This is a genomic window from Virgibacillus kimchii (assembly GCF_055379185.1).
Map to the genome: position 1 here is coordinate 4,021,476 of NZ_AP043951.1, position 21,328 is coordinate 4,042,803.

Consider the following 21,328-nt stretch of genomic DNA (forward strand, 5'->3'; position numbering starts at 1 on the left):
ATATAGTATTTTGTACCATAAAGATCACTTTGAAAATTCACGCATGATTACACTTGCTTGGCGGCTGTTATAGAACATCGTGTCTACATGAGTAACAGGAATAGAAGAGGGAAAGGCTTGATTCCCTTTTACCTTGATTCTATATCTTCTATGTAATAAAGCTCTCGCATTTAAATAAATACATGACGGGTGGAGAAGCTCCCTGCCCCCTCGTTCCATTAGTTCACCTTATTATGGATTGCTTCCTCGATATTTTCCACTGTTATTTCCGAATGGGAGGTATGCCAGAGCACTTCCTTATCCCGGATTAAAAATAACTGGGGTGATTCGTGTTTCACCTTGGTCTCTTCTGCAATTTGATTGGATACCGGTCTGTCCTCGATTACTTTCACCAGGTAACTGTCCATATTCCGGTCAGCCGATTCTAAAAATTGTTGGTACTGTTCATGTGCACGGGCACTGATTGGACATGTTGTGCTGTGTTTGAACAGGAGAACCGGTTTTTCAGTACTACCCTCCCAGACTTGTTCCCATTCTTTATTATCATGAAGTTCTTTATACTCTGCCATGTGTATCTCCTCCTATTTACAAAAATAACGCTTTCCTTGAATTTACCGTTTTTATAGGAGGTAATCAACTTTTTTGCTGAGGAAGCCCATCAAAAATTAATTGGATATCCCATTATTATTCAACCACTAAAATACGATATACTTGTGATAGAGACAGAAAAGAAAGGGCGTGAAGAAGTGGAACCTGTAACATTATTCAAAAAGAATTATCATGTGGAATTAAGTGATGCCGACTTTAAAAAGAACTTAAAACTCAGCACATTATTCAACTATTTTCAGGATGTTGCCAGTGATGCGGCAACCAATTTGGGGGCTGGTATAAATAAACTTCAAACATCCCATGGGGTGGCGTGGATCCTTATGCGGATTCGCGTGGATATTACCAGGCTACCGCAATGGGGAGAGGAAATTGTCATAGAGACTTGGCCATTGGAGCCAAAGCGGCTGGAGTTTGAACGAGATTTTCTGGTGAAGGATCAAAATGGAGATATTATCATTCGATCTATATCGTCCTGGGTGATTATGGATCTGGAAGAACGGAAGCTGAAACGAAGTGAATCCATTGGACTTACATATCCTGTAAATATAGAGGAAAGGGCGATTGACGGCAAATTGGGAAGACCGAGAAAAAATGGTCCGCTGGAGACTGTCTATAAACGCATGATTGGCTATAGTGACGTAGATTTTAACGGGCATCTGAATAATGCAAAATATGTTGACTTCCTGCTGGATTGTTTTCCAATTGAAACCCATATGAAATCAAGGGTGAAAAGCCTGGAAGTCAACTTTGTTAATGAAGTGCTGCCTGGGGAGACCATTGTGTTACTCAAAGATACTTCTAAAATGGATGAAAACCGTTATTATATAGAAGGGAAGAATGAAAACAGCAGCCGTACTGTATTCAAGGCGACGGCTGAGGTTGTTGAGGAATAATTAATAAATTCGCTTTCGTAAGACACACTATTACTGGAGGTGTATAGTATGTCGAAAAGAAAAGCAAATCCTTTAACGAACGGCATGAGTGCTCCGGAAACAAAAGGACAGGGGACGACAAACAGGGAAACAGGCAAGAAAAAAGCTGATTCGTCCCGGAAATGGAAAAAACGTACTTGAATATGATAGATGAATGCTCTTTGCAAAGGTTACTTTAATATAGGAAAAGACAGGTGCCCCAGCCACCCATAGATTCTAAGGCCGGAATACCTGTCTTCTGTTATTTTCGGATTTCGCATTCCATTCAGAAGTACTAATTTACTTTCGTTACATACTTTTCGCCAAGCAGTTCCTTCTCTTCATAACTCCCTGATGGCAATTGTTCTTTAATAAAAGCGGAAAGATCGGGTTCTTCCACATCATACATAACCTCAATTTCCTTGGCGAAAAGAAGTTTTTCTTTATCCAGCAGGTTGGATAGAGATGGCTGTTCCTTGGCTTTTGGATCTTCACCTAAAACCTGGGATAAACCGGAAACATAGTATTCGAGTGGACGACTGCCAACGACCTTTACTCCTTTATTTTCTTCATTGACCATAATAATGGTTGGAAACCCTCTGGCACCGAGTTTTCCAGCAAGTGCAAAATCCTCTTCCAGTAACCGTTGTCCGGCTTGTTTTTCTGCTTCATCCACGATTTCCTCTCCATTTAGGCCCAGCTGATTTACGGTTTCGATCATCATGGATTTCTCGGCAATATTTTTATTAAAGGCAAATAGTTCTTCTCTTGCCCGGCGCAGGTATTCATATGCTTTTTCATCGCCATGATGTTTTTGGATCACTTTGTATACGCGCGATGGCGGATAGGAAGACTGCACCGGATTATCGATCATCAGCGAGCCATCAATGGGCATGCGCGATTGTTCGCCGACTTCTCTCCAATGCCCGGCAACATCCGCTGGTCCGTTAATGCCATTTGCAGGATCAACCGGCCCGCCTCCCCATTTTTCCAGTAAGCCGCCCATGACCGTATGGAAATTGAAATAATCGCCATACTGTTCTTTGAATCTGCGAAGTGTCGGTTCCAGTGCCCAGCAATGAGAGCAGATCGGATCTGTCACATAATATAAATCAATGGTTTTCTTTGGCTGGTTGAAATCTATGACTTCCAATTCGCCATCTTCTCCAGCCGGCCCGCAAACACCTGTTTCCGGATCACAAATTAAATTATTTTTATCTGTCATTAGATTTTCACCCTTCTTTATATCAATTTATAGCCTAAGTGTTTTTACCTGTTATAATTGTAGTATATATTGAAAATAATCCATACCAATAGTTTATTGAATCTGTTGTTTATACAACACAACTGAGAAATTGTTGGAAAAATAGGAGGGGTTTCTCATATGAGTGAGCCAAAAACGGATCCCCGAATTCTCCGCACTCGTAAATTAATCATGGATTCCTTCATCGAGCTGTCTGAAGAAAAGGAGTTCAAGGATATAACCATAAAAGATATTACTTCAAAGGCGATGATTAATCGTGCTACGTTTTATTACCACTTTCACGATATTTATGACCTGTTGGAACGGGCATTGTCAGAAGTATTATTAATTAACCTGGATGGTGAAACGTACGAGAAAAGTGAGTTGAACGATGCAGATTTCATCAGTATATTTAAAGCGATAGCTGATTTTCAGGAATCTTTGTCCCATCGCTGCCACCGGGGGTATGAAGATACGATCGCCCGGATCATCAGGGAACAGCTTCATGTTATCTTTTTCAAAATGCTGGCGAATCAACATCCGGCGGAGGAAGAAAAAACACTAAAACTTACAGCAACCATGTTAAGCTGGGGAATCTACGGTGCTTCTGTCGATTGGAGAAGAAACAACAGCGAGATAGCCCCGGAGGAATTCATTAAACCAGCAATCCCCTTTATAAAAATGGGACGAGGGGACAGGTAAGGTGTCCCAGGTAGGCTATTCAAAAAACTGGCAAGCGTGACCAATGAGGGACAGGGACAAGGAACCTGTCCCTCTGTCCCTTTATGCATATTTTCTGGATAATTTACCTGTATACTTGTTGTTGAATCTATATAAGAAGGTGAGATAATGCATTATATGCATGGATCTATTTGGCCGATGTTAAGTATGATCATTTTTTGGGGTGTTTTAATAATCATTGGATACTATTTGGTCTCTGATTATAAGAAGGGTGGAAGGAAAAACAATTCGCTGGATATTTTAAAAGAACGGTTGGCAAAAGGGGAGATAAATGAAGCAGAGTACGAACGGTTAAAGGAGATTATAAAAAGCAAACAATAATACTGCACAAAAAATGGATATATTTTTTGTATCATCATACTGGCTGAAAGGTTTATTGAACCAAGTGCGCAGTAAACCTATTACTTAAAGACAGCTTGTCTGCCGGAAGCAAGTCTTTGTGAACGGAAAAGATAAATAAACTAAGTGAGTTGTATAAATATGTTTGATCTGTTGAACCAAATAAGTGGTATGCTGAGCGGGTCAATTCATGGGCTTGCTTATGGATTTGAGCATATCCCGCTATTATTTGCTTTTTTTCTGGGAATAGTGGGCGCGGTGGTACCATGCCAGCTTACGAGTAATATTAGTGCGATTACTATTTACGGGAATAAATCATTGGTGGATAAAGTTCCTTGGTTACATGTATTCCTGTTTGTTATAGGAAAGATTGTCGTCTTCTCCATTATCGGAATAATTATTTGGCTGCTTGGTAATGAAGCGAACAGTACTTTAACACAACTATTTCCGTTAATTAGAAAAGCAATTGGGCCAATGCTTATCATTATTGGATTATTTATGCTTGGATTGTTTCGATTCAACAAAGCATTTGGGATAATCAGGATCCCGACCGAGAAATTGAAAGGTAGTTATTTGGGCAGTTTCTTCATGGGCGTCAGTTTTACAATGGCTTTTTGCCCAACGATGTTTGTTTTGTATATATTGACATTAATGCCAGTAGTATTAACCACATCGTATGGCGCTGTTTTACCAACAGCATTTGGACTAGGGACATCCCTTCCACTTCTGCTTGTTATCTTTTTAATCTGGTATTTTGGTGCCAGTGGTGCGATCCTGAAGAATAGCAGAAAAATAGGTGTTGTAATCCAAAAAGTGGCTGGAGGAATACTCTTGTTTATTGGCATTTTTGATACATTAACCTATTGGTAGTAAAGAGGTAAACTATGTTTAACAAAATATCATTTAAAATCGGGTTATTATTTTTTGTATTTATTTTAATCATTGAGTCCTTTCTTTTTTTTATATTATACGTCAGTTTGGTTAATGACCGCATTGAAGAAATTATGGACGATTTACTGGCACGCGGGAATACGCATCGAGACGTATTAGAATTAAACTTTGATCGGCCCACTGTAGAGCATGTAAGAATAATGGAGTCTGCATCTGACTTTATCGTAGTTATTACGGATGCAGTAGGAAATCCTATTGCAAATTCAGATCCCATAGAGCCGGAAATGCGGGAAGTAATTGAGCATACCGATTACCATAAGGTCCCTCAAGAAGGGGAAGTTCTTGTCGGACAATGGAGAGATAGAAATTATATATCCACCGACAGTCCGATTTCCATTGACGGGCAACATGAGGGCCATGTCTTTATGTTTGCACACACGGATCATATTAAAAGAGTTGTTACCCATCTGAGTGAACAATTTCTCCTGGTCGGTTTGATTACTGTAGTTCTGACCATTATTACGATTTTCATATTATCGCGCTTCATCACGCTGCCATTGATCAAGATTAAGGAAGCAACTGAAATACTCAGTGAAGGAAAGGGGAAAGTTGAGTTATACACTGGACGAAAGGATGAATTGGGGGAATTATCCTATTCCATTACAAAATTGTCCCGGGACTTGGATAGGATAAAAAATGATAGAAACGAATTTTTAGCCAGCATATCACATGAACTGAGAACCCCACTAACTTATATTAAAGGGTATGCAGATGTAATTAATCGGCCGGATATTACAGAGGATGAAAAAAAAGAGTATATTGATATTATCCGGGAAGAAACAGAAAGTTTAACTGTACTGATTAAAAATTTATTTGAATTGGCAAAAATGGATGAGAATAATTTTGCCATTCACCGGGAGAAGGTTTTATTAAGAGAGTTAATTCATTCCTTATCAGAGCTTATTAGACCTGCCTATGAAGAAAAAAACATTACATTTTCATTTAGTTTTCCCAAGGAAACAGTTGTCTATGTCGACCCTCATCGATTTCAACAAGTTCTGCTGAATATCCTTGACAATGCCAGAAAACATTCATTTGCCGGTGGCCAGGTAAAATTAAAGGTAAATGAAACGAATCAAGAGACTAACATTGTTATAACAGATAATGGAGAAGGCATGCCAAAGGAAGAACTTGAAAATATCTTTGAGCGTTTGTACAGAGTGGAAAAGTCGAGATCAAGACTAAGTGGTGGTACAGGCCTGGGATTAACAATAGCTAAAGAAATTGTGGAATCACATGGCGGAACCATAGAAATTAGAAGTGATTTAGGCAAGGGTACAAGTGTGATTATTTCTTTAAGGAGAGTCAGTCAAGATGAATAAAGTGCTGTTGGTAGATGATGAAAAGCGAATGTTGGATTTAATATCTTTGTATTTAAGACCTCATGATTATGTGTGTACAAAAGCCCGTGGAGCAAAAGAGGCTTTGTCATTCTTGGAAAAAGAATCATTTGATATTATTTTACTCGATATCATGATGCCGGACATGGATGGCTGGGAACTTTGTCAGGAAATCAGAGGGTTTTCCGACATTCCAATTATTATGATAACTGCCCGTGAACAGACAGAAGACATTGTAAAAGGATTAAAATTAGGCGCAGATGACTATCTAACGAAACCGTTTAACGAGGATGAACTAATAGCGAGAATGGATGCACTCCTGCGCAGAACGGCTCCCGCAAATTGTATTGAAATTAATGGTTTGCTTTGGGATGAATCCCGGTATGAACTTACCTATAAAAATAAGCCCATTAAATTAACTCCAAAAGAGTTTTCCATGCTTGGCCATTTAATAAAAAATCCAAATCAAGTGTTTGAGAGAGATCAATTACTTGATTTAATATGGGGATTCCACTCAGACACGGGAGGAAGAACCGTTGACTCCCATGTGCGAAATATAAGGGATAAAATCCGCAAGGCTGGATTCCCGATTGACGAACATTTTATAACAGTCTGGGGCGTGGGCTACAAATGGATAAACACTCCCAATTAATATCAATATTCACCATTTGTTAACTATTTCTTGATAAATTCTTTAAAAGCTTAGTTTATATTTAAACTATAGGAGATGCTTGGGTATACAAATGAAAGTACTGTTTGAAACGGGATCTTTCATAGCCAAAGCAATCCAGTGTCATCTTCCTTTTTTAACGTGTCAAATAATGGCACTGCATTTCCCATCAAAATTAAGTGTCAACTAATAATGGAGGGAGTGGTAATTGATGAAAAAAAAGCTTACTGTACTGACTTTAGTGGTAGTGTTCGTTATTGGTGCAGGTAATGCAGTTTATGCAAACAGTAATTCAGGTAATGATTGGAGCTTCGAGGAAATGCTTCCATTTATGAACCAAATGCACCCGGAAATGAATGATCAGGAATTAGAGCAGATGTACCAGAATTGCCATGGATCAAACAATGAAATGCCTAGGATGAACAGGTTTTAAAACAAGGTGACGCAGCTGATAATCAGATCCATTAGGTATTATAATGTAAAAATGAGGCTATCAAATAAATGATAGCCCTATTTTTTAAACTTTATTATTACCCTACGGGGGTAAAGTATGTTATATTATAATTAGAGTAGGATAAATTGTAAAAAATATAATTTAAAAGGGAGTGATAACGTTGGCACAACATAATGGCAATAATCACAAACATAACCAGGATGAGCACCATCACCACAAGCATGACCATCAGACAACAGATGGAGATGACCACCACGGAGAACATGACCACCACAAACATCATGACCATCACAATCATCACCACGAAGGACACACCCACCATGGTGATGGAGGTCATGGTCATCACGACCACGGCGATATGGTGGATGACTTTAAGAAACGCTTCTTTATTTCTTTAATCCTTACCATTCCTATTCTCGCATTATCTCCAATGATCCAGGGCTTTATTGGTGTTGATTGGCGTTTCACCGGCGATATGTATATTTTACTTGTGCTATCTACTATTGTATTCTTCTATGGAGGCTGGCCATTTTTAACCGGTGCAATTGATGAGTTGAAATCAAAGAACCCGGGTATGATGACGCTGATTGCCTTAGCTATTACGATTGCCTATGTATATAGTACGCTTGTAGTTTTTGGCTGGGACGGGCATCAGCTGTACTGGGAATTGGCAACATTGGTTGTTATTATGCTGTTAGGCCATTGGGTTGAAATGCGGTCGGTAATGGGGGCATCCAATGCGCTTGAGCAGCTTGTTAAGCTAATGCCAAGTGAAGCACATAGATTGGATGAAAACGATCAGGTAGAGGATGTGCCTGTGACGAAATTGAAAAATAAAGATCGGGTTCTTGTTAAACCGGGGGAGAAAATTCCGGTTGACGGTACGATTGTGGATGGAAAATCAGCAGTAGATGAATCCATGCTTACAGGGGAATCCGTACCGGTCGAGAAGTTTACCGGCGATGAAGTAATCGGCGGTTCTGTTAACAGCGAAGGTTCGCTTACAATTCAAGTAGAGAAAACCGGTGAAGAATCCTATTTATCACAGGTTATCACGTTGGTTAAAGAAGCACAGGAATCAAAGTCCAAAACACAGGATTTAACAAACCGGGCAGCTAAATGGTTATTTTATTTAGCGCTGGTAGCTGGTTTTGCGACATTAATTATTTGGTTACTATTAGGTTATCCTGTTCATGTGGCTATTGAACGTATGGTAACTGTCATGGTTATTACTTGCCCTCATGCACTTGGGTTAGCATCACCTCTTGTTGTAGCTGTTTCTACAACAATTTCAGCGAAAAAAGGGCTGTTAATCCGTAATCGTGCTAACTTTGAAGGCGCACGCAATTTGAACGCCGTTGTTTTTGATAAGACGGGAACACTGACAAAAGGGGAGTTCGGTGTGACCGATATAATATCAAATGGAGCGTATAGTGAAGAAGAAATTTTGAATTTTGCTGCAAGCATTGAGCAAAACTCTGAACACCCAATTGCAGCCGGGATTGTTAAAGCAGCCAAGGATAAAGGAATATCATTAGGAAAAGTAACCGATTTTGAGTCGATAACTGGAAAAGGTATTCAAGGGAAAGTAGATGGAAAGAAAGTCAATGTAGTTAGTCCAGGATACGTAGACAACAATAACTTAAGTTACGATAAACAAGTATTTAATAAGATGTCTGAAGAAGGAAAAACAGTAGTATTTGTCCTGCTTGAAGATGAATTGATCGGTATGGTCTCGCTTGCAGACATAGTTCGTGATACAGCCAAAGAGGCAATCACAACTTTAAGAGAAAATGGCATCCATTCAATTATGCTTACAGGTGATAATAAAAAAGTGGCAAATTGGGTGGCAAAACAATTAGGAATAGATGAAGTTTATGCAGAAGTATTACCAGATGATAAAGCAAATCAAGTGAAGGAGATCCAGAAAAAGGGCTGGAAGGTTGCTATGACTGGTGATGGTGTTAATGATGCACCTGCATTAGCAACAGCTGACTTGGGGATTGCTATTGGGGCAGGTACGGATGTAGCCATGGAAACTGCAGACGTAGTGCTGGTGAAGAGCAATCCTAACGATGTCGTGTCCTTGATGGATTTGTCCAGAAAAACTTACCGTAAAATGGTACAAAACCTCTGGTGGGCAACAGGGTATAACATCTTTGCAATCCCACTCGCTGCGGGTGTTTTAGCTCCTATTGGAATCGTATTGAGTCCAGCAGCCGGTGCGGTATTGATGAGTTTGAGTACGATCATTGTTGCGATTAATGCAAGGTTGTTAAAAGCATAAAGTGATAGTTAAATAATAACTCTTAAACCCAAGTATTAATGGTACAATTACTTGAGTATTTTACTATTAAGCATGAATGAAAAATAAAACAGCCGGGACTTATCTCTTTAATGCGTCCCGGCTAATACGTATAAAATGAAGTCACTTATTTCACTCTCTGTTACCTTAACAATAAGGCTAAGAAAGTTGCATTGTTGTTATACAAGTATTGTCGCCTTCAAAAGTTGAAATTTCTGCTTCAGAAGTTTTTCCGTCATATTGGATCTTCACATTATATGTTTTATCACGATCTAACCAAAAATCCATAAATCCATTTTCGAATGATGTTATAGTTTCATCAACAATTACGTTACCTTCCTCATCTTCAATATGCACATCAAAATCTTTTTCTGTTAATTCACCCTGGCAGCCTGTTAGACTATGATCCGCGCAAGGGTGTGTTGTCTCCACAAATGGTGCAATGGATACAAAAAATTCTTCTTCAGGGAGTCCATAAGTTGCCTCTACATTGTCATGACTATCCATTACAATAAGTTCTTCAGAGGTTATCGAAGCAGATACATCATCATAATTTCCAATACTGTAGTCCTGGACGGTTTGCTTGATGTCCTCTGCCACTTCTTCATTTGATGTATTATCACTACAAGCTGCTGCTATGAAGAGAAGTGATAACCCAATTACTGCCAATAAGCCTTTTTTCATTAATGTTTCCACTCCTTTTTCAGTATAAAAGATTTATATATTTTATAATACGATTGTTTACAAGTGTGGAATGTTTAGAAACCTTAAAATCCAAACCATCCGGCCAGAAAAGATGTTAACTTTGTCATCCAGTCAAAGAATAATGCTACTCCCATAAAATAAAGAAAAACGGCGCCAAAAGCTATAAATATGTTTATTTAAGTCAGGTTTTACCCCTCTTACCGGCAAAACCCTTGTAACAAGGGTATAATTTTGTGATTATTCTTCAGTTCCATGAAATGATCGACAGCAAACTGGTCAGCATCGTCATTACTACTCAAATAAGTAATTTTTTACAATAATCTCCTAGTTAAATTTCTAAAAAGCTGTTATAGAAAAAAATTTAATGGCTTTAGTGAGCTACTGTCCCTCCCTCACACTAAAGTATGTAAACACAGACTATTTTCATTATAAAGGGAATATGTGCATAAATTGTCAAGATTTATTGAAAGATGTTTGAGAAAATGTTTCATTCAGAATAAAGTAATAGGCTTTATTATTATCGAAAGGGCAGCATATTCATCTTCATTTTTTTGTAACAATTCCTTGATAAATAATGGATAACTTATTTGTATATTTAACATAAGGAATAAATAGATAAACATCTCCTATCTGCAAATATACAATGGTTCCGTCAAGAAGTATGTGTAAATTTTAGACTAATATCCCCCTAACATATTAGTCGAATCGTCAAAAAATAGAACTATCCAAATGGATAGTTCTATTTTTATTATGATCTTTGAAAACCCCCGGCTATGCCGGGGGTTCCAGAGAGCTTCTAGCGTGGGGTCAAAAAAAGCCTCGCTTCATGGTAAGATTAGGTAGGTTTCCCGACCACCAAAATCTCACCATAGAAGGAGGCACGTCCAATGAAGGACAAGAATAGTTTAGCACACACGCAGTGGAGATGTAAGTACCATATAGTTTTTGCACCAAAATATAGAAGACAAATCATATATGGAAAATATAAAAGAAGTATAGGAGAAATAATCAGAGAACTCTGCGAAAGAAAAGGCGTTGAAATACACGAAGCAAATGCATGCAAAGACCACATTCATATGTTAGTTAGTATACCACCAAAATTGAGTGTGTCTCAATTCATGGGATACTTAAAAGGTAAAAGTAGTTTAATGATCTTTGACCGTCATGCGAATTTAAAGTATAGATATGGTAATCGAAAATTCTGGTGTCGAGGATTCTTTGTGGATACGGTGGGAAGAAATAAAAATCAAATTCAAGAGTATATACGAAATCAGCTTAGGGAGGATTACATGAGCGATCAATTAACATTATTTGAAGAATTTGATCCGTTCACCGGTAAGAAAAATAAAAAGAAATAAGAGATTCTTTAAGAATCAGTGAGTAAGTGTGGTGCAAAAGGGAAACCCATTCAGTGGGCCTTTTAGGCCGAGGCCGGTAACATAGGCTTTCAGCCGCAGAGCAAACCACCAGTTCACACTGGTGGTTTTGATTAACGTATTTCTTTAGTTGCCATGATCGTAATATCTATTTTTTGAAAAACAAAGACATTCAACATGGAACGATCTCCTTGCTGGTTAAAGAATATTACATCTTACGAGTTTGACGATATATGATTCCAAATATAATGATGGCTGCCAGGATAACACCCAGGACTGCATATATATAATTATAGTCAGAAGCTTTTTCTGTTTTTACTTCATTACTTGCTTGTGAATTTATATCTGGATTTGCGGCATTTGCAGTTTTATTTTCGTTATTATTTTTTTCAAGCATATAGGAACCTACGACAACATCATCTTGATTGACAATATTTAGCGTTCCGTCCTCATCTACCCGCTTTTTTATCTTGTCATCGTTGAGCGGTTCAACATAGGCAATGGTTTTGGGAATCAGGTATTCTGCATTGTCTAGCGTGAATTCTGTTCCCTCCTCAATGTATGAGGTTGTGTAATTCTCAAATCCATAATTTAATAGATTGATCGTGTCGTCATAAGCTTCGTTTTTCATATTGCTGTTCAACGTTATAACGATTAAGCTTAAACCTTCTTGTTCAGCTGTTGTTGCTAATGTGTGGCCTGATTTACTCACAAATCCATTTTTTCCGCCGGTTTGTAACCGTCAAGTGAAAATGGACACTTTTTGCTAATTAATTCTGGACACTTTTTTCCATAAAAATGGAAGAACGATGTTTCATCCGATAACTGTCATCATTTTGAAAATGAAGTACTTCTGCACGGTGTAAAAGTCTGTCCAGGATGGCTGTTGTTAGTCCGGGATCTCCTAATAATTCTCCCCATTCATTCGGCCCTTTATTTGATGTTAATATTACTGACGCCTTGTCATAAAGGTCGTTGATCAGGTGAAAGAATAGATTTGCTTCCCGTGTATCCATTGCCATGAACATTAAGTCATCAATGATGACGAGATTGGCGCCCCGGATGCGTTTCATCCTTGTCTGGGACTTTCTTGTAACTTCCTCCGTCTTTAACGTATGAATAAGTTGACCCATGGATATAAAGGCAACCTTATAACCCTGGTGGATTGCTTCTATTCCTAATCCCGTTGCCAAGTGAGTTTTCCCCACGCCCGGAGGGCCCAAAATAATTAAATTGTACAGCTGGTCCAGCCATGTAAACTCGGTTAGTTGCTGGAGCTGTTTTTTGCTTAAGGATTGTTGTTCATCCAACTCAAACGCCTCTATCGTTTTGTAAGTAGGGAATGCTGCCCATTTCAAACGTTTTTCAATTTGTTTCTCTTCGCGGCGTTTCTGTTCATATGCAGTTAGATGATGTAAGAAAGTCCGGTATGTCCAATCTTCTGATTCAGCTTGCTGAATCAGAGAAGGCAAATGTGCTGCCGTCTCTGATAGCCTTAAAGAACGAAGTTGTTGTTGTAACTGTTCAAGAGAATATTTCATACCGTTACACCTTCTTTTAACACATTTAAATAGCGATCCAATTCCCTTGTCTCTGCCTTTGTGTTTAATAATGCCGGATCAACGTAATGCAGTGTTTTGATTTCCTCACTTGCAGCTGTTTGGTCGGAATCGGATGGATGCTGCCGCTGAACGAATGCCACCACATCACGAAACTCTGTTGCGCTGTATAATCCGCGCTTTACACATTCTGATAACGCTTCGTTTCGGATGGCTTGATCCACCGACTGAGAAGCTTTTAATACCATCTTTAACTGATCTCTCACATAACGCGGATATCTTTGTTGAATCTCCTCCAGGAAAGCCGTGGCTGTTTCCTTATCCTCAAACCCTTCGGAAACAGTGGCAATATAAGCTGGAATGCCTTTGGAACGATCCCGCATATGTTGGGTAGCCTGTATAAGTTTCCCTTTTTCAGTAGAAATGAGATGATCTGCAATAATCGGCCCATCCGATTGCTCTCGTATAACTAAACGGTTTCCATCTGTTACCTCGATAATGACCACTTTATTTTTTTCATAGGTACCAAGAGGAACCGATTAGCGATTGGATTCATACATAATCGTATTGTCCTTTCGCACCGTTCTTGTTATACTTGAGGCAATACTTGTTATATGAATTTCTTTGGTGACTGGTCTGAGGTGTTGCTTCTCTAATTTGAACACTTCAGCCGGTCTCTTTTTTGTTGTATTATGCACGTTCCCATTTCCTGTTCTCTCCAGCCATGCTAAGCAATCATCATTCCATTTGTCTATGTGTTGAAATACTCGGTTTCTGGCGAAGTTTTTCTTTACAAAGCCAACCACATTTTCAATTCTCCCTTTGCTCTCCGGATCGGCTTTCCTACAGATAAAAAATTTAAGTTTACGCTCATCGCGGTAAGCCTGGAACTCACTTGTCAGTATTAAATCACCTGCATTCTCACTCACCACGAGCAGGGAATCCTGGTCATAGACAAGTTCATAGGGGATGCCGCCATAATACTGAAATACATGTTCATGCGCTTGAATCACATCTTTTGTGGTAAATGGCCTGTCCAACCACTCTACATATTTATATCTGGAGTGCGAAAGCACGAAACTGATAAAGTATAGCTTGATTACCTTTCCTTGAGACGTTTTCTGTTTTGTTTCCCCAAAATCAACTTGCGCCTGTTCGCCCATTGGCGGATCAGGAATAGCTTGATAGACACGTTTAGGCTCTGTTTTAGGAATATCATACTTATTTCTAAGGTCTTTGACATAACTTCTCACTGTGCTGTCTCCAACGACTAACTTGGGAAATCTCTCCTTCAGCCAGTCATGGATCTGTGATGCCGAAAGGTCAGGATGTTCACTAAGCCACGTGTGAATAAGCATTTCATATGGATCCAATTTCCTGGCTCGCGTTTTGGTGGATGCCATCCACTCCGTAATTTCCTCCGGTGACTTCTCCAGGTATTTATACACTGTTGTCCTTGATACTCCAAGCTTTCTGGCAATTCGCCGTATCTTAAATCCCTGTTCTTTTAATTGCTTGATCTTCATGTACATTTCTAGAATTTCCACCTTTTCTCTTTCCCCCATTACATATAATCAACATAAATGATTATATCGTAATGAAGCGAATTTTTATTGGGCAACGGCCGCCGCGATGCATTTGAGAGATGCTGCCCCTCCCCGGGGCAGCATCTCTCAAATGCAAATACTCCCCCAAAAAAGTGTCCATTCTTATCTAGCAGAAATGGTCTATTATAGTTTAGCAGTTACACGGTTACATTTTCATAAGGTATTTCTCCTTTAACTAACTTATGGTGTGTAATAATGGTAGTATCCCAACTCCGTCCATTCCATTCCATTCCAATTCTCTTTTCCCGAATATTTCTTTAAATTTTTCGTTTTGTATGGCGTATTTTGTTATTGCTGCTAAATCTTCAGCAGTTGTTACATGTTCCGAATCAAAAAGACCATGGGGATTTACAAAGTTAGTGTCCTTTACTCCTATCACATCTTTTAAATAGGCATTCAATTCTTGTGAAAACTGCTCCACACTTCCGCTTATATGTTCTGCAATAGCGACACCTGCATCATTACCTGAATTGATTAATAGTCCTTATATTAATTTTATTAATGGAATGGTTTCCCCTTCTTCTAAAAATACCGTTGTTCCTTTTACGTTTACAGCATTGCTGCTAACTGTTACATCTTCATCCAGGTCCCCTGTTTCTATTGCGTAGATAGCTGTGGCCATTTTAGTTAAACTTGCCGGGTACATTTGTGTACTTGCATTCTTTTCATAGATTACGGTCCCGGTATTTTCCTCCATCATGATGGCGGCTTCACTTGACAGGGATGGGGGAGCGGTGTCGGGATCAGCAGATGCCTTGGAAACGATGAGAGCGTTGATGATAACGAAAGCTGTACTAATTAACATTACTATTTTCATATCATTCTACCTCCAAAAATGTTTATATCCTGTTGGTTACGATGTTTAAAGCTGTATTGGAATCACTTTGCATATAATATCTTTGTTGGTACCTTTTTCGGCAATAATCCATCCCCGCAGCACACACTATATTCAAAAGCAATAGAGTACTTCGATTAGAATTTTAACTTTTTGGCGCTTCTACTAACCTTAATCATGATCAGTTTATTTTAGGGGGGAAATATGAAGAAATTGTGCAGATTTCAGGCTGTTAAAAAACCTTAATTTTATTGATAACTTTGTAATAATGCGTCAAAAAATGAAGGAAAAAAGGATCTGGTGACGACGAATCATTGAGTAACGGAGCATAATGAATGGATCTAGGTGTATATTTGTTGTTTGAGTTGAAATTACTGCTTCATTACAAGGTGATGATAGAAAAAATTCATACAATAATCTGAATGAAGAGTGAAAGCTTAATGACAAAATTGTGACACACTCGTTATGGAATAAAAACTTCATACGTTCTGCACACAATCATTATAAGGTGGAAGGGAATGTTTCTTAACATATAAAATAATGAGATACAAACTCTGGATGGGGGAGTGATTGTTGTGAACCTGGAAGAAAGAAAAAAGAATAAAAAAAACAAAAAACGGAATCGATTAATCTTCAGAACTTCCATTCTGGCTATATTAGCAGGAGCTATTATTGTAGCGTTGGTCTCTAACTTACAGGCAGATCATAATGTATACCGTGAAGGCGATGAGGCACCTGATTTTAAGTTAAAGCAAATTAATAAAAATCATGACGCTGAAACGATACAGCTCAGTGATTATAAAGGAAAAGGGGTAATGCTGAATTTTTGGGGAACCTGGTGCAAACCCTGTGAAGAAGAAATGCCATATATGGAAGAGTTATATCCTGAATATAAAGAGAAAGGGATTGAAATAATTGCCATTAGTTTGGACAGTACAGAAATGGTAGTTGATCGTTTTATAGATAGATATGATCTGACATTTCCCATTCCCCTGATGTAACCGGAGAAATAAGAGACCTATATAAAGTTGGGCCTCTTCCAAGTACATACTTCATAGCGCCTGATGGAAGGATTGAAAGGGTCGTAGTTGGAGGGTTGACACTGGAAAGATTGGAGAGTCATTTTCAGGAGATATTACCATAACAAAGAGGGGAGAAAACATTCATAAAAAATGTATGCTAACCGCATTAGTATAGTAAGGATGATAAGTTATATTTGTAATATGAATGCATAATAGAAGAAGTAAACAATTTCCTTGCTCACGGTGATCGTTTACTTCTTTACTATATTTCCAACAACTTAACTTTTATATTACCCTCGCCAACCCTTAACAGAAGCCTGACAATGGGAGTATTGCATATGAAGAGGATTTACAATTGAAATTTTCCGGTGAAATAATAGAACACATAAGCAAATGCTTATGTGTTCTAAAATGGCTTTATTGTACAATCAGTGTTGCTACCATATCATCGTGCCCTTCGCCACAAGGGATATTACAATAAATGGTATACTCTCCCGGCTCATCTGGTGTAAATGTTGTTTCTCCATCACCTTCAATACTTACATCCAGCCCATCGATTCCTATTCCGTGCATACCTTCATCATTTGTCAATGTGATCGTAACTGCTTCACCTGCATTTACAGTGTATTCCTCCTCATCAAATCCAAAGTTATATGCACTCATCTCAATCTGAGTGGCCTCAGATGCATTATCTTCAGCATTATCGCCTGCTGTCTGTTCAGTATCATCCCCGCCACAAGCAGCGAGAAATAATACGAGACCCAAAAAGATAGCTGCTAATAATTTTTTCTTCAAAAATAAAACCTCCATTTCATATTGTCTATGTAACTCAAGTACAATGATAGTTACTAAATATCAATTTTCTGTGGAGACAATGAAACAAATATATGAACTTTCACTTTTCCCTTGAATAAAAAAGGAGCATCATTGCCAGCCCTGTTATAAAAAAGGAAAACCACTGATTGTTAATTTCAATGGTTTTCCTTTGCAGAAAATTATTCTAGTGATGATCATGATTATGAAGTGGTGCTGTATCAGGGAGCAAGGGTCCCAATTGATTGAGTAAAATAAATGTGACACCGAAAAGCAAAATGGTGAATAAAGGGTTTGTATAAAATGGCATCTTTTTGTTGTTTATTTCTTGATCGATAACGTATAAAATAAGGAGTATTGTGGTAAGGAAAAGAAAGAACATGATGTTGATGATAGATTCATAATTTGCTGGTGCCATCATTTCCCCAAGCATGGCACCCATCATGCCACCCATGAGACCTGCAAGCATACCGTCAAGTACAGCCACGGCACTTATTGGTAAACCTGCCAAGAACCCAATCGACAGTCCAACCATTATCCCCAAAATAGTAGCCATAAGATAGTTATCAGAAATGGATATTCCAAAAATAACACCCATTGTAAGACCGACACTCATGCCGATGGACATAGCGGCCATCATCGCTGTCATATTGGTAAACTTTTTTCTGTGGTAAATCATTTTGCCAATAATAAAAATGGAGAGAAAGCCAACAGTTAAAAGAATAAGGTAAAAAGAAAACTCCATATATGTACCCCTTTCTTGTCCTATATAATGTAACTATATGTATAATGAAGTGGGAAATATTCAAAAAGAGAAACAGCCCACGAACAGTTCTCACGGAAAAAGCAACTATGATAGAATGAAAGAATGGTTATAAATGAGGACAACCAGAAAATCAACTTAGGAGAGGAAACCCATTGAACAAAAAAGATATCGCAAATATAAAGAAGCAATTTAAAATTAATAATGATCTGCTCAAAATTCATGAAATATATAATGTATACATAATGAAAGAATCCAGCGAGATTTACCACCAGCAGAGTTTGCCGTTTGAGTTGCTGGAAGAAGAGCAGAAGGAATTATTTATGGATAACTTCAAGAAAGTGCTGACCGGCCAGCTTGATCAGAAGCTATTCGAGTTGAAATTCCGCCATGATGCAGAAGACAGCAGCCAGATGATTCTTCACCAGGGCTTATTAAGCAGTGATACGGAAGAATGGAAAGCACATATGCTGCAAATGGTGGAAAAGATGCTGAAGGACAAGCAATATGAAATGGATGTGGTAGTCACTTTTATCCGTGGCGAGTATATGAAACCGATGAAACGCCGCAGTGCAGAGTATGATGAAAGCGGGCGGGATAACGTTCATTCCCATTCCTTTATCCTGTGCAGCATGAATAAAACACAGGATCCGAAAAAAGAGCTGCTTTTCGATTATGTGCAAAAGGAGTTTAAGTATAATTTTGTGGTGGACCCGATTATTAATTTGAAAGCACCAATCTCCGGATTTTTATTTCCCTGCTTTACGGACAATGCCGCAGATGTAAACCATGTGCTTTATTCTGCAGGGAAAGCGAATGAACCGAGTTATCATTTTATGGAGGAAGTGCTGAACGCGGAAGAAATCATGACGGCACATGAAGATAAAATAGTTTTTGAGGAAATTGTGAAAAAAGTGACCGGTGATCAAATCAATACGTCCACTCTTTCCAATGTATATGAAGAAATTCATCAAGTAATGGAAGAAAATGAGGAAGAGGACGATACACCAAAGCTGGATTACAGAGATGTGGAAAAAGTTTTGAAAAGCAGTGGTGTTGAAGATGTGGATGCGGAAAAAGTGGAGGATGCATTTAAGACGGTTATTGATGATGAAAAATATGAATTCAAAGCGAATAATATCATCCCCAAATATAACTCCAAGTCCATTAAAATCAAGACGAAAATTGCTGACATTTCCGTAAGCCCGCAGGATTTAAGGTATGTACGCCAGGTTGAGCTGAACGGCAAGCTTTGCCTCATGCTGGAAGTGGAGGAAAATGCAGAAATAGAAGGGTTTGAAATGATCCCCGAAGCTTTATTTGAAAAAGTGAAAGAGTAGGTGCCTGTCACTTCCCGAAAAAGCTCGAAAAATGTCGAATGGAGTATAAATAAAAGAGGTTAAAAAAATGAATCAATCTATAACTGTATATACATCCACTTTTTGTCCAGTTTGCTCCATGGTTAAAGATTATCTGGATACGTATGAACTATCTTATAAAGAAGTAAATGTAGATATTAATCCATTAGTAATGATAAAATTAATTGGTAAAACAAGAAGACTTACTGTCCCGCAAACAAATATAGATGGGAAGTGGATTTCCGGGTTTGATCCTGTGCGCATGTTACAGGCTTTAAATGCTTTAGAAAGTAAAGCAGACTAAGGTATGCAAAGAATTACTTTCGGAATGAACTAAAATTAAGGTGGAATCACATTGAAGCTGAAAAAAGTACTGCCAATTCTTTTTATCGTTATGTTCCTTGTCATGGTTGGCTTTGGAATTATTATACCTGTACTTCCTTTTTACGCGGAGGAACTGGGAGCATCCCCGACAGAACTCGGATTACTGATGGCTGTTTATTCCCTGATGCAGTTTATTTTTGCACCAATGTGGGGCCGTATATCCGATCGGATTGGACGGAAACCGGTTATTTTGATCGGTATCTTAGGGTTGTCTGTTTCCTTTTTTATGATGGCTCTTTCCACACAGCTATGGATGCTGTTCGCTGCCAGGGTTATTGGCGGATTTTTATCTGCTGCGAATATGCCGACAGTGATGGCATATGTTGCGGATATAACTACAGAGAATGACCGCGGGAAAGGAATGGGGATCATAGGAGCAGCGACAGGGCTCGGTTTTATTTTTGGTCCTGCGATTGGCGGTACGTTTACGAATATTAACCTGGATGCACCATTTTACATAGCAGGAACGGTAGCTTTCCTCACGATGCTTCTCGTATTATTTGTACTGAAAGAATCGATTCATGTATCGGTGAATAAAGCAGCTGCACGGAAAAAAGCGACCTTGGCAAATGTGTTCCGGGGACCTTTGGCAACGCTCTATATTCTGCAATTTTTTATTACCGTATCATTAGCCGGCCTGGAGGCAACCTTTGCTTATTTTGCTGCAGCAAGGGCAGGACTCGATGCTGTCACACTGGGCTATATTTTCATGATTATGGGGCTGGCCAGTGCTGTGGCTCAGGGATCCATGGGGGTATTGACAAAAAAATTCGGGGAAATCCGGATTATCCAGACGGGGATCATCATATCTGCACTCGGATTCGCTTTAATCCTGTTTATACAGGACTTTATTACGGCGGCTATATTTCTTTCCATCTTCGGAGTAGGGAACGGAGTCATCCGGCCAAGTGTATCCTCATTATTGACGAAAAAATCAAAGACCGGATATGGAGTGGTTACCGGATCATTGTCTTCGTTTGACGCATTGGGCAGAATCATCGGTCCGGTGCTTGGAGGGGTATTGTATTCTGTATTTATCGGACTGCCGTACATTTTCGGCATACTATTGTCCGTATTTGTCTTTATTCTATTCCAGGTTTCCTTAAGCAGAACAAGACTTGCAGAGGGGCAGCCTTAAAATTGCTTGGGTATTTATGTTAACATACAGACTTGAATAAACTGTCCGTGAAAACTTCAACTGTTGTTAGGCCGTGGGAGTGTTCTAAGCGCCTGGATAAAGAAGAGCAGAGGACGCTCGGTTGCGCATGAAGTGCCCAAGCAAAGGAAAAAAATCAGTTCGGTCGTCTAGGAGCGCCCTATGCGTTAAAGTAAAGCAAACAGCA

General features: G+C 38.9%; 21 protein-coding genes and 2 pseudogenes. 14 read left to right on the forward strand and 9 right to left on the reverse strand.

The window, feature by feature from the left end:
- Nucleotides 1-218: 218 nt before the first annotated feature.
- Complete coding sequence (ytxJ, locus tag ACZ42C_RS19610; protein WP_461183153.1) at nucleotides 219-569, reverse strand: bacillithiol system redox-active protein YtxJ; 351 nt, start codon at nucleotides 567-569, stop codon at nucleotides 219-221.
- Between the two features lie 177 nt (nucleotides 570-746).
- On the opposite strand from ytxJ, the gene ACZ42C_RS19615 reads away from it, so the two are divergent.
- Entirely contained in the window at nucleotides 747-1,502 is a 756-nt protein-coding gene (locus ACZ42C_RS19615; RefSeq protein ID WP_461183152.1) for an acyl-[acyl-carrier-protein] thioesterase, read from the forward strand.
- A 48-nt stretch (nucleotides 1,503-1,550) separates the two neighbouring features.
- Nucleotides 1,551-1,682 (forward strand): YuzL family protein, encoded by a 132-nt coding sequence (locus ACZ42C_RS19620; RefSeq protein ID WP_461183151.1) that lies wholly within the window; start codon nucleotides 1,551-1,553, stop codon nucleotides 1,680-1,682.
- Between the two features lie 133 nt (nucleotides 1,683-1,815).
- Here the strand turns inward: ACZ42C_RS19620 and ACZ42C_RS19625 are convergent, their stop codons facing one another.
- Nucleotides 1,816-2,745, reverse strand: a complete 930-nt coding sequence (locus tag ACZ42C_RS19625; RefSeq protein WP_461183150.1) for a DsbA family protein — start codon at nucleotides 2,743-2,745, stop codon at nucleotides 1,816-1,818.
- 159 nt (nucleotides 2,746-2,904) lie between these two features.
- Between ACZ42C_RS19625 and ACZ42C_RS19630 the strand changes: the two genes are divergently transcribed.
- The 7 genes from ACZ42C_RS19630 (at nucleotide 2,905) to ACZ42C_RS19660 (ending at nucleotide 9,545) form a co-directional block, all read left to right on the forward strand.
- The gene (locus tag ACZ42C_RS19630; RefSeq protein ID WP_461183149.1) at nucleotides 2,905-3,465 is read left to right on the forward strand and encodes a TetR/AcrR family transcriptional regulator; all 561 of its coding nucleotides are present in this window, start codon (nucleotides 2,905-2,907) and stop codon (nucleotides 3,463-3,465) included.
- Between the two features lie 147 nt (nucleotides 3,466-3,612).
- On the forward strand, nucleotides 3,613-3,825 hold the full coding sequence (locus ACZ42C_RS19635; RefSeq protein ID WP_461183148.1) for an SHOCT domain-containing protein: 213 nt from the start codon (nucleotides 3,613-3,615) through the stop codon (nucleotides 3,823-3,825).
- Between the two features lie 159 nt (nucleotides 3,826-3,984).
- Nucleotides 3,985-4,713 carry a cytochrome c biogenesis CcdA family protein gene (locus ACZ42C_RS19640; RefSeq protein WP_461183147.1) on the forward strand — a complete coding sequence of 243 codons (729 nt, stop codon included), beginning with the start codon at nucleotides 3,985-3,987 and terminating at the stop codon, nucleotides 4,711-4,713.
- A 14-nt stretch (nucleotides 4,714-4,727) separates the two neighbouring features.
- Nucleotides 4,728-6,116 (forward strand): sensor histidine kinase, encoded by a 1,389-nt coding sequence (locus tag ACZ42C_RS19645; RefSeq protein ID WP_461183146.1) that lies wholly within the window; start codon nucleotides 4,728-4,730, stop codon nucleotides 6,114-6,116.
- A complete protein-coding gene (locus ACZ42C_RS19650) occupies nucleotides 6,109-6,786 on the forward strand; it encodes a response regulator transcription factor (protein ID WP_461183145.1) in 678 nt (225 codons plus the stop codon). Before ACZ42C_RS19645 ends, ACZ42C_RS19650 begins: the two co-directional genes overlap by 8 nt.
- A 229-nt stretch (nucleotides 6,787-7,015) precedes the next feature.
- Nucleotides 7,016-7,237, forward strand: coding sequence for a hypothetical protein (locus ACZ42C_RS19655; protein WP_461183144.1), 222 nt, complete (start codon nucleotides 7,016-7,018; stop codon nucleotides 7,235-7,237).
- Between the two features lie 451 nt (nucleotides 7,238-7,688).
- The gene (locus tag ACZ42C_RS19660) at nucleotides 7,689-9,545 is read left to right on the forward strand and encodes a copper-translocating P-type ATPase (RefSeq protein WP_461183174.1); all 1,857 of its coding nucleotides are present in this window, start codon (nucleotides 7,689-7,691) and stop codon (nucleotides 9,543-9,545) included.
- A gap of 177 nt (nucleotides 9,546-9,722) precedes the next feature.
- Here ACZ42C_RS19660 and ACZ42C_RS19665 read toward each other — a convergent pair whose 3' ends face one another.
- Entirely contained in the window at nucleotides 9,723-10,247 is a 525-nt protein-coding gene (locus tag ACZ42C_RS19665; RefSeq protein WP_461183143.1) for a CueP family metal-binding protein, read from the reverse strand.
- A gap of 908 nt (nucleotides 10,248-11,155) precedes the next feature.
- Between ACZ42C_RS19665 and tnpA the strand changes: the two genes are divergently transcribed.
- A complete protein-coding gene (gene tnpA / locus ACZ42C_RS19670) occupies nucleotides 11,156-11,626 on the forward strand; it encodes an IS200/IS605 family transposase (protein ID WP_461183836.1) in 471 nt (156 codons plus the stop codon).
- A gap of 226 nt (nucleotides 11,627-11,852) precedes the next feature.
- On the opposite strand, the gene ACZ42C_RS19675 is transcribed toward tnpA, so the two are convergent.
- The 4 genes and pseudogenes from ACZ42C_RS19675 to ACZ42C_RS19690 all read right to left on the reverse strand — a co-directional run bounded on the left by ACZ42C_RS19675 (nucleotide 11,853) and on the right by ACZ42C_RS19690 (nucleotide 15,627).
- Nucleotides 11,853-12,356: a hypothetical protein gene (locus ACZ42C_RS19675; protein WP_461183834.1), complete on the reverse strand. Its 504-nt coding sequence runs from the start codon at nucleotides 12,354-12,356 to the stop codon at nucleotides 11,853-11,855.
- A 58-nt stretch (nucleotides 12,357-12,414) separates the two neighbouring features.
- A complete protein-coding gene (gene istB, locus ACZ42C_RS19680) occupies nucleotides 12,415-13,185 on the reverse strand; it encodes an IS21-like element helper ATPase IstB (protein WP_441163746.1) in 771 nt (256 codons plus the stop codon).
- A pseudogene (gene istA / locus ACZ42C_RS19685) lies at nucleotides 13,182-14,768 on the reverse strand (IS21 family transposase). Before istA ends, istB begins: the two are co-directional and overlap by 4 nt.
- Before the next feature lie 217 nt (nucleotides 14,769-14,985).
- Nucleotides 14,986-15,627, reverse strand: a pseudogene (locus ACZ42C_RS19690) (D-alanyl-D-alanine carboxypeptidase family protein).
- A gap of 593 nt (nucleotides 15,628-16,220) precedes the next feature.
- On the opposite strand from ACZ42C_RS19690, the gene resA reads away from it, so the two are divergent.
- Nucleotides 16,221-16,646 (forward strand): thiol-disulfide oxidoreductase ResA, encoded by a 426-nt coding sequence (resA, locus tag ACZ42C_RS19695; protein ID WP_461183421.1) that lies wholly within the window; start codon nucleotides 16,221-16,223, stop codon nucleotides 16,644-16,646.
- Nucleotides 16,647-17,084: 438 nt separating this feature from the next.
- Here the strand turns inward: resA and ACZ42C_RS19700 are convergent, their stop codons facing one another.
- Nucleotides 17,085-17,462 carry a cupredoxin domain-containing protein gene (locus ACZ42C_RS19700; RefSeq protein WP_461183420.1) on the reverse strand — a complete coding sequence of 126 codons (378 nt, stop codon included), beginning with the start codon at nucleotides 17,460-17,462 and terminating at the stop codon, nucleotides 17,085-17,087.
- A gap of 205 nt (nucleotides 17,463-17,667) precedes the next feature.
- Entirely contained in the window at nucleotides 17,668-18,225 is a 558-nt protein-coding gene (locus ACZ42C_RS19705) for a hypothetical protein (protein ID WP_461183419.1), read from the reverse strand.
- 173 nt (nucleotides 18,226-18,398) lie between these two features.
- On the opposite strand from ACZ42C_RS19705, the gene ACZ42C_RS19710 reads away from it, so the two are divergent.
- The 3 genes from ACZ42C_RS19710 (at nucleotide 18,399) to ACZ42C_RS19720 (ending at nucleotide 21,123) form a co-directional block, all read left to right on the forward strand.
- A complete protein-coding gene (locus tag ACZ42C_RS19710; protein ID WP_461183418.1) occupies nucleotides 18,399-19,583 on the forward strand; it encodes a DUF4317 domain-containing protein in 1,185 nt (394 codons plus the stop codon).
- A gap of 67 nt (nucleotides 19,584-19,650) precedes the next feature.
- Nucleotides 19,651-19,905, forward strand: a complete 255-nt coding sequence (locus tag ACZ42C_RS19715) for a glutaredoxin family protein (protein WP_461183417.1) — start codon at nucleotides 19,651-19,653, stop codon at nucleotides 19,903-19,905.
- A gap of 51 nt (nucleotides 19,906-19,956) precedes the next feature.
- A complete protein-coding gene (locus tag ACZ42C_RS19720; RefSeq protein WP_461183416.1) occupies nucleotides 19,957-21,123 on the forward strand; it encodes an MFS transporter in 1,167 nt (388 codons plus the stop codon).
- Nucleotides 21,124-21,328 lie beyond the last annotated feature (205 nt).

Coding starts and splice junctions, on each gene's coding strand:
- ACZ42C_RS19635 (WP_461183148.1), top strand. CDS start 3,613: ATGCATTATATGCATGGATCTATTTGGCCGATGTTAAGTATGATCATT.
- ACZ42C_RS19625 (WP_461183150.1), bottom strand. CDS start 2,745: ATGACAGATAAAAATAATTTAATTTGTGATCCGGAAACAGGTGTTTGC.
- istB (WP_441163746.1), bottom strand. CDS start 13,185: ATGAAATATTCTCTTGAACAGTTACAACAACAACTTCGTTCTTTAAGG.
- ACZ42C_RS19655 (WP_461183144.1), top strand. CDS start 7,016: ATGAAAAAAAAGCTTACTGTACTGACTTTAGTGGTAGTGTTCGTTATT.
- ACZ42C_RS19630 (WP_461183149.1), top strand. CDS start 2,905: ATGAGTGAGCCAAAAACGGATCCCCGAATTCTCCGCACTCGTAAATTA.
- ACZ42C_RS19665 (WP_461183143.1), bottom strand. CDS start 10,247: ATGAAAAAAGGCTTATTGGCAGTAATTGGGTTATCACTTCTCTTCATA.
- ACZ42C_RS19715 (WP_461183417.1), top strand. CDS start 19,651: ATGAATCAATCTATAACTGTATATACATCCACTTTTTGTCCAGTTTGC.
- ACZ42C_RS19660 (WP_461183174.1), top strand. CDS start 7,689: ATGATCCAGGGCTTTATTGGTGTTGATTGGCGTTTCACCGGCGATATG.
- tnpA (WP_461183836.1), top strand. CDS start 11,156: ATGAAGGACAAGAATAGTTTAGCACACACGCAGTGGAGATGTAAGTAC.
- ytxJ (WP_461183153.1), bottom strand. CDS start 569: ATGGCAGAGTATAAAGAACTTCATGATAATAAAGAATGGGAACAAGTC.
- ACZ42C_RS19645 (WP_461183146.1), top strand. CDS start 4,728: ATGTTTAACAAAATATCATTTAAAATCGGGTTATTATTTTTTGTATTT.
- ACZ42C_RS19650 (WP_461183145.1), top strand. CDS start 6,109: ATGAATAAAGTGCTGTTGGTAGATGATGAAAAGCGAATGTTGGATTTA.
- ACZ42C_RS19620 (WP_461183151.1), top strand. CDS start 1,551: ATGTCGAAAAGAAAAGCAAATCCTTTAACGAACGGCATGAGTGCTCCG.
- ACZ42C_RS19640 (WP_461183147.1), top strand. CDS start 3,985: ATGTTTGATCTGTTGAACCAAATAAGTGGTATGCTGAGCGGGTCAATT.
- ACZ42C_RS19705 (WP_461183419.1), bottom strand. CDS start 18,225: ATGGAGTTTTCTTTTTACCTTATTCTTTTAACTGTTGGCTTTCTCTCC.